The 5454-nt window shown below is 70.2% G+C and carries 8 protein-coding genes; 2 read left to right on the top strand and 6 right to left on the bottom strand.

The features are described 5' to 3' along the window. Nucleotides 1–22: 22 nt before the first annotated feature. From JF597_RS49170 to JF597_RS49190, 5 genes are read right to left on the bottom strand one after another with little or no spacing between them, the layout of a single operon-like run. On the bottom strand, nucleotides 23–253 hold the full coding sequence (locus JF597_RS49170; RefSeq protein ID WP_294012425.1) for a hypothetical protein: 231 nt from the start codon (nucleotides 251–253) through the stop codon (nucleotides 23–25). Then, nucleotides 253–651, bottom strand: coding sequence for a DUF2218 domain-containing protein (locus JF597_RS49175; protein ID WP_294012428.1), 399 nt, complete (start codon nucleotides 649–651; stop codon nucleotides 253–255). Before JF597_RS49175 ends, JF597_RS49170 begins: the two co-directional genes overlap by 1 nt. 31 nt (nucleotides 652–682) lie before the next feature. Then, complete coding sequence (locus JF597_RS49180; RefSeq protein ID WP_294012431.1) at nucleotides 683–1504, bottom strand: ABC transporter permease; 822 nt, start codon at nucleotides 1502–1504, stop codon at nucleotides 683–685. 10 nt (nucleotides 1505–1514) lie between these two features. Next, nucleotides 1515–2459: an ABC transporter ATP-binding protein gene (locus tag JF597_RS49185; RefSeq protein ID WP_294012434.1), complete on the bottom strand. Its 945-nt coding sequence runs from the start codon at nucleotides 2457–2459 to the stop codon at nucleotides 1515–1517. Continuing rightward, nucleotides 2459–2626 (bottom strand): hypothetical protein, encoded by a 168-nt coding sequence (locus tag JF597_RS49190; RefSeq protein ID WP_294012436.1) that lies wholly within the window; start codon nucleotides 2624–2626, stop codon nucleotides 2459–2461. Before JF597_RS49190 ends, JF597_RS49185 begins: the two co-directional genes overlap by 1 nt. 105 nt (nucleotides 2627–2731) lie before the next feature. Here JF597_RS49190 and JF597_RS49195 point away from each other — a divergent pair, with 105 nt between their 5' ends. Next, a complete protein-coding gene (locus tag JF597_RS49195) occupies nucleotides 2732–3328 on the top strand; it encodes a TetR/AcrR family transcriptional regulator (protein WP_366916565.1) in 597 nt (198 codons plus the stop codon). Nucleotides 3329–3461: 133 nt separating this feature from the next. Further along, on the top strand, nucleotides 3462–4673 hold the full coding sequence (locus tag JF597_RS49200; RefSeq protein ID WP_294012442.1) for an FAD-dependent oxidoreductase: 1212 nt from the start codon (nucleotides 3462–3464) through the stop codon (nucleotides 4671–4673). 48 nt (nucleotides 4674–4721) lie between these two features. Here JF597_RS49200 and JF597_RS49205 read toward each other — a convergent pair whose 3' ends face one another. Further along, nucleotides 4722–5126: a DUF302 domain-containing protein gene (locus JF597_RS49205; protein ID WP_294012445.1), complete on the bottom strand. Its 405-nt coding sequence runs from the start codon at nucleotides 5124–5126 to the stop codon at nucleotides 4722–4724. Nucleotides 5127–5454: the final 328 nt, after the last annotated feature.

Genomic DNA, 5454 nt, shown 5'->3' on the forward strand with positions numbered 1-5454 from the left:
CTGGCGGTATCGCCGGGCACTGTCAACGGTGTCGCGACTGCGGGCGCCGGGACGGTGCGTCGGAGGCGCTGTGCTCGGCGTCGTGCCGGATCGGTTCGGCGTCCGGTAGCCCGAAACCGGGGTCGCGCAGCGCCTGGTTCACGGCGTCGTACCCGCACACCACGAACCGGTCCTCGGCGATGGCCGCAACCAGGCCGAGCGTTAGCAGCCGGGCATAGAGCGGGTAGGGGTCGGCGCGACCGTCGGATGTCATCAAGGCGCTGATGATGGAGGCCGCGTCGGCGGTGGACGGACCGGCCCGCCGGCCGGCGGCTCGGACCAGGTCACGGCCAGCGCGTCGCGGTGGCCGATGCGTTCCAGGCGACGGGCGATGCCGTCCTGGATGCGGGCCAGGGCTTCCTCGTCGTCGGCTTCGGCGGTCAGGACCAGTGCGTCGTCGGTGGCGTGGACGGTGCAGCGAGCCCATCCGAAGTCGATGGCGCCGTCGGTGTCGGACCAGGCGGTGGGGAGCGCCACCGGTGGCGCGGCATGCGCGTCGTGCGGGCCGGCCCGGTGCTCCAGGTGCGGGCCCAGGTGGGCGCTGTGCTTGCCGAGCTGGGACAGGTAGCGGCGGGCGCGGGTGGTCGGGATGCGGGCTCGGGACGTGGGCACGGTCGGGCTCCTTTCGTGGTGGCGGGGCTTGCTAGGCGTCGCGTCGGTTGACGAGCAGGAATCCGGCCAGAAGCGCTGCCGCGGTATAGGCGCAGAACACTGCGAAGGCGGTCCACGGAGCCAGGGCGGCGGTCTCGTGCCGGACCGCGACGTAGACCTGGGTTCCGGCTTGCATCGGGACGGCGGGGCCGACGGCGTCTTTCCAGCTGCCCGGCAGCAGGTCCAGCAGCAGCGGCGGCACGAACAGCACGCCGAACACGGTGGCGATGGCTCCGGCCGAGGAGCGCAGTACGACCCCGAGCCCGAACCCGAGCAGTCCCAGCGCCGTCAGATACAGCCCGCCGCCGGCCACGGCGCGGGCGATGCCGGGGTCGGACAGCGCGGTTCCGGACAAGGTGTTCGCGGGCAGCGCGGCGTCGAAGGCGAGGTAGGCGACGAAGGCGGACACGGTCGCGGTGACCAGCGTGACGCCGGTGAAGACCAGCGCCTTGGCGGTGAGCAGGGCTCTGCGGCGCGGCGTGGCGGCGAAGGTGGCGCGGATCATGCCGCTGCCGTATTCGCCGGTGATGGTCAGGGCTCCGAGCACGCCGTAGGCGATCTGCGACAGGTGGATCCCGGCCAGGGCCAGCTGGACCACGTCGATCTGGTCGCGGTCGTGGGCGGACAGCCGGGGCGCGATGGCCGAGGCGGCGACGACGGCGAAGCCGATGTTGGCGGTGAAGGCGATCAGTAGCGTCCAGTAGGTCGAGCGGACCGTGCGGAGTTTGATGAACTCGGCGCGTACCAGGTTGGTGAAGTCTGCGCGATGTCGTTCGGTGGCCGGCGGAGCGGGCAGAGCTGTGGCGGCGGTCATGGCAGGGTCCTCATTTCGTGCTCAGCGCCACTGAAGGCGGGGCGTCGGCGCCGGTATCGGCGGTGTATTCGGCGGCGTCGCGGGTCAGCTCCAGGTAACGCTGTTCCAGTGACATCTGCTGCACGGCGAGCTCGGCCAGGCCGTAGCCCCGCACACGGGCGATCTCGCCGATCTCATCGGCGCCCAGGCCCCTGACGCGCAGCGCGCCGTCGGCTTCCGTGACGACGGCGGCGCCGCGCTCGGTCAGGGCCGCGGCCAACTCCGGACCCGAGGCCGCGCGGACCCGGACGTGGTTCCCGCTGCCCTCGGCGATCAGGTCGGCCACCGAGGTCTCGGCGATCAGGCGGCCGCGGCCGATGACGACCAGCCGGTCGGCGGTCAGGGCCATCTCGCTCATCAGGTGGCTGGACAGGAACACCGTGCGGCCCTGCCCGGCCAGAGCCTTCAGCAGGCTCCTGATCCACGCCACGCCCTCGGGGTCCAGGCCGTTGACCGGTTCGTCGAACATCAGCACCGGCGGGTCGCCGAGCAGCGCGGCGGCGATCCCGAGCCGCTGGGCCATGCCGAGGGAGAAGCCGCCGACCGTCCGGCGCGCCGCGGAGACCAGCCCGACCTGGCGCAGCACCTCCTCGACCCGGGATGCCGGTATGCCGTTGCCGGCGGCCAGCCACCGCAGGTGGTTGCGGGCGCTGCGGCCGCCGGCCACGGCCCTGGCCTCCAGCAGCGCCCCGACCTCGCGCAGCGGCCTGCGATACCCGGTGTAGGGGCGGCCGTTGACGGTGACCGTGCCGGAGGTCGGGGCGTCCAGGCCCAGGATCATGCGCATGGTGGTGGACTTCCCGGCGCCGTTCGGGCCCAGGAAGCCGGTCACGGTGCCGGCCGGGACGGTGAACGACAGATCGTCCACGGCGGTGGTGGCCCCGTAGCGCTTGGTCAGCGCGCGCGCCTCGATCATCAGTGGCTCTCCCCGCCGACCACACCGGTCAGGTGGAGCACCGCGAACAGGACGGCCAACGCCACGACGGCGCCGATGATCAGCACTTTGCGGCGGCGGGAGGTCGGCGCGATCACCGGATCGCCGATCGCCGGGCCGGTGTCGGAATGGGAGGGCAGTTCGGGCATGGCGGGCGTCCTCATGGTGTCGGAGGGGTTCTGACGCCTTCAGTTTTTCGATACAAGGTGTCTCTGTCAACTCATACTGTCTTCGATAAGATCAGAGCGTCTATGATGAGGCTCGTGCCGAAGATCTGGAGCCAGACCATCGCCGCCCACCGCGACGCCGTGCGCGAAGCGACGCTGGACGCCACGGCCGCGCTCATCGCCGAGCACGGTTTGACCGGCGTATCCATGTCGCAGATCGCCAAGGAGAGCGGGATCGGCCGGGCCACGCTGTACAAGTACTTCCCGGACCTGGAATCGATCCTGGTGGCCTGGCACGAGCGGCAGATCGGCGCGCACCTGCACCAGTTGGCCCAGGTCGGTGCGGCGGCCCGGCCGGACGCACGGCTGCGGGAGGTGTTGCGGGCCTACGCCGGGCTGTCGCGGCGGCAGAGCCACGGTACGGACCTGGCGAGCCTGCTGCACCGCAGCGAGCACATCGCCCAGGCGTACTCGCACCTCAACGATTTCCTGACCGACCTGATCGCCGAGGCGGCCGGGCGCGGCGAGGTACGGGACGACGTGCCGCCGGGGGAGCTGGCCGCCTACTGCCTGCACGCGCTCACCGCGGCCGCCGGGCTGCCGTCGCAGGCGGCGATCGACCGGCTCATCGACGTCACCTTGACCGGCATCCGCCCCTTCGCGCACATACCCCCCGGCGTATGACAAGAGCCGGGTCGGGTGCCCTGACCTCACCAAGGGCCCGGCTCGGCCGGGGCCAATGGCCCTGCCCGTGACGGTTCGCGACCTGCTGAGATGGCAGTGAACGGATCAGATCCGGCAGAGAGCGGTGGTCGCGGTGAGTGTGGCGCGTGTGGTGGTCATAGGCGGGAACTTCGGCGGACTGGCCGCGGCCCTGGAACTGAGGCACGAGCTCGGGGACGACGTCGCGGTGACGGTGGTGTCGGCCTCCGACCGGTTCCTGTTCAATCCCTCCCTGATCTGGCTGCCGTTCGGAAAGCGGAAGGCGGCGGACATCACCTTCCCGCTGGAGCCGACCTTCGACGCCCACGGCGTGGAGTTCGTGCATGCCGAGGCGACGGCGATCGACCCGGTCGCGCGCACGGTGACGATCGTCGGCGGTACGCAACTCGCCTACGACTACCTGATCGTGGCCACCGGCTACCGCAACGACTTCGACGTGGTGCCCGGTCTCGGGCCGGACGGCTTCGCGCAGTCCATCACCACGCTGCCGGACGCCGAGCGCGCCGGCGCCGCCTGGCGGGACTTCCTCGACGACCCCGGCCCGGTGGTGATCGGGGCGACGCAGGGCGCGAGCTGCTTCGGCGCGGCGTACGAGTTCCTGTTCAACATGGCCCACCAGCTGCGCAAGGCCAAGCTGGACAAGCTCACCTCGCTGACGTTCCTGACCGCTGAGCCGTTCGTCGGGCACTTCGGCATCGGCGGGCTGCCGGGTGGTGAGAAGCTTCTGAAGATGTTCTTGAAGAAGGAGGGCATCGTCGCGCAGACCGGTGTCGCCTTCGACGAGGTCGGAGGCGACTACGTGAAGCTGACCGACGGCTCCAAGGTCACTTTCGCCTACGCGATGGTCGTCCCGCCGTTCGTCGGTCAAGACGTGGTGCGCGCGGTCCCGGGCCTGGCCGACGACAAGGGCTACATCCCGGTCGAGGACACGTACCAGTCCAAGGCCTACCCGGAGATCTACGCCGCGGGGATCGCCGCGCAGGTTCCGGTGCCCTGGCAGACCTCGGTGCCGATCGGGATCCCGAAGACCGGCTTCCCGACCGAGTCGATGGCGAAGATCGCGGCGCGCAATGTGGCCGCGGCGATCAAGGGGGAGCCGCCGGTGGCACACAAGGAGTTCGGCGAGATGGCCGCGGTGTGCATGATGGACGCCGGCAACAACGGCGTGCTGATCCTGGCCGACCACATGCTGCCGCCGCGCAAGGCCGCGGTGATGATCCCGGGTCCGCAGACGCATGCCATGAAGGTGGCGTTCGAGAAGTACTACCTGTGGAAGAGCCGCCACGGGTATGTGCGACTGCCGTGATGGCCGCCGCCTGACCTTCCCAGGGCGGCCGTGGCCGCCCTGGTTTGGTTATTTCGCGAGCGCGTCGCCGCCGAGCGAGTCCAATGCGGCGGTCAGGCGCGTCGCGGCTTCGTCGGCGACGGGTGCCAGCTCCGGACGGCCGGTGAGCCCGACCATGATCTGCGGGTCGAGGGCTTCGACGATCGTGGTGTCGTCGTCGGCGCGCACGACGACGTTGCACGGCAGCAGCAGCCCGATCCGCCGGTCGACACCCAGGGCCCGGTGGGCCAGGGGCGGATTGCAGGCGCCGAGGATCAGGTACGACTCCATGTCCTCGCCGAGCTTCTCCTTAAGCGTCGCCTGGACGTCGATCTCGGTCAGCACCCCGAAGCCCTGGTCTTTCAGTGCGTCGCGTACGCGCGCGACGGCGTCGTCGAATCCGGTGTGCAGCCGGATCCCGGTACCGTATTCCATCGTTCCCACCATCCTCTCCGACTCGGAGTCTATACCCCGTGGGGTATTTGGAAGAGCGGCGACGCGCCAGCGTCGTACCAGAGGGCGCGATCTGGAGAGCCTGCTCCGCGAGCCGGCCGCGTGACGGCCCCACGAGATGCGGTTGGTTGACCGACGGGTCGCGGACCGGCTGGTTTTCCCCTGCGCCACCCGTAGACGGCTCGACTTGCACCCGAGGCGCGACGTGAGACTCTTAATTTTCAGAACCGCAGAAAGCTTCAATGCCCCGCGCCGTCAATGGGATGAATTCCGAGTGAGTGCGCTTTCGCCTCACCTATGTCATCGCCAC

This window comes from Streptomyces sp., assembly GCF_019510245.1.
In the GTDB taxonomy this organism is placed as follows: Bacteria; Actinomycetota; Actinomycetes; order Streptomycetales; family Streptomycetaceae; genus Streptomyces.

Excerpts from the sequence above, each read along its gene's own strand:
- JF597_RS49190 (WP_294012436.1), bottom strand. The coding sequence starts at position 2,626 with ATGCCCGAACTGCCCTCCCATTCCGACACCGGCCCGGCGATCGGCGAT.
- JF597_RS49180 (WP_294012431.1), bottom strand. The coding sequence starts at position 1,504 with ATGACCGCCGCCACAGCTCTGCCCGCTCCGCCGGCCACCGAACGACAT.
- JF597_RS49195 (WP_366916565.1), top strand. The coding sequence starts at position 2,732 with ATGAGGCTCGTGCCGAAGATCTGGAGCCAGACCATCGCCGCCCACCGC.
- JF597_RS49170 (WP_294012425.1), bottom strand. The coding sequence starts at position 253 with ATGACATCCGACGGTCGCGCCGACCCCTACCCGCTCTATGCCCGGCTG.
- JF597_RS49185 (WP_294012434.1), bottom strand. The coding sequence starts at position 2,459 with ATGATCGAGGCGCGCGCGCTGACCAAGCGCTACGGGGCCACCACCGCC.
- JF597_RS49205 (WP_294012445.1), bottom strand. The coding sequence starts at position 5,126 with ATGGAATACGGTACCGGGATCCGGCTGCACACCGGATTCGACGACGCC.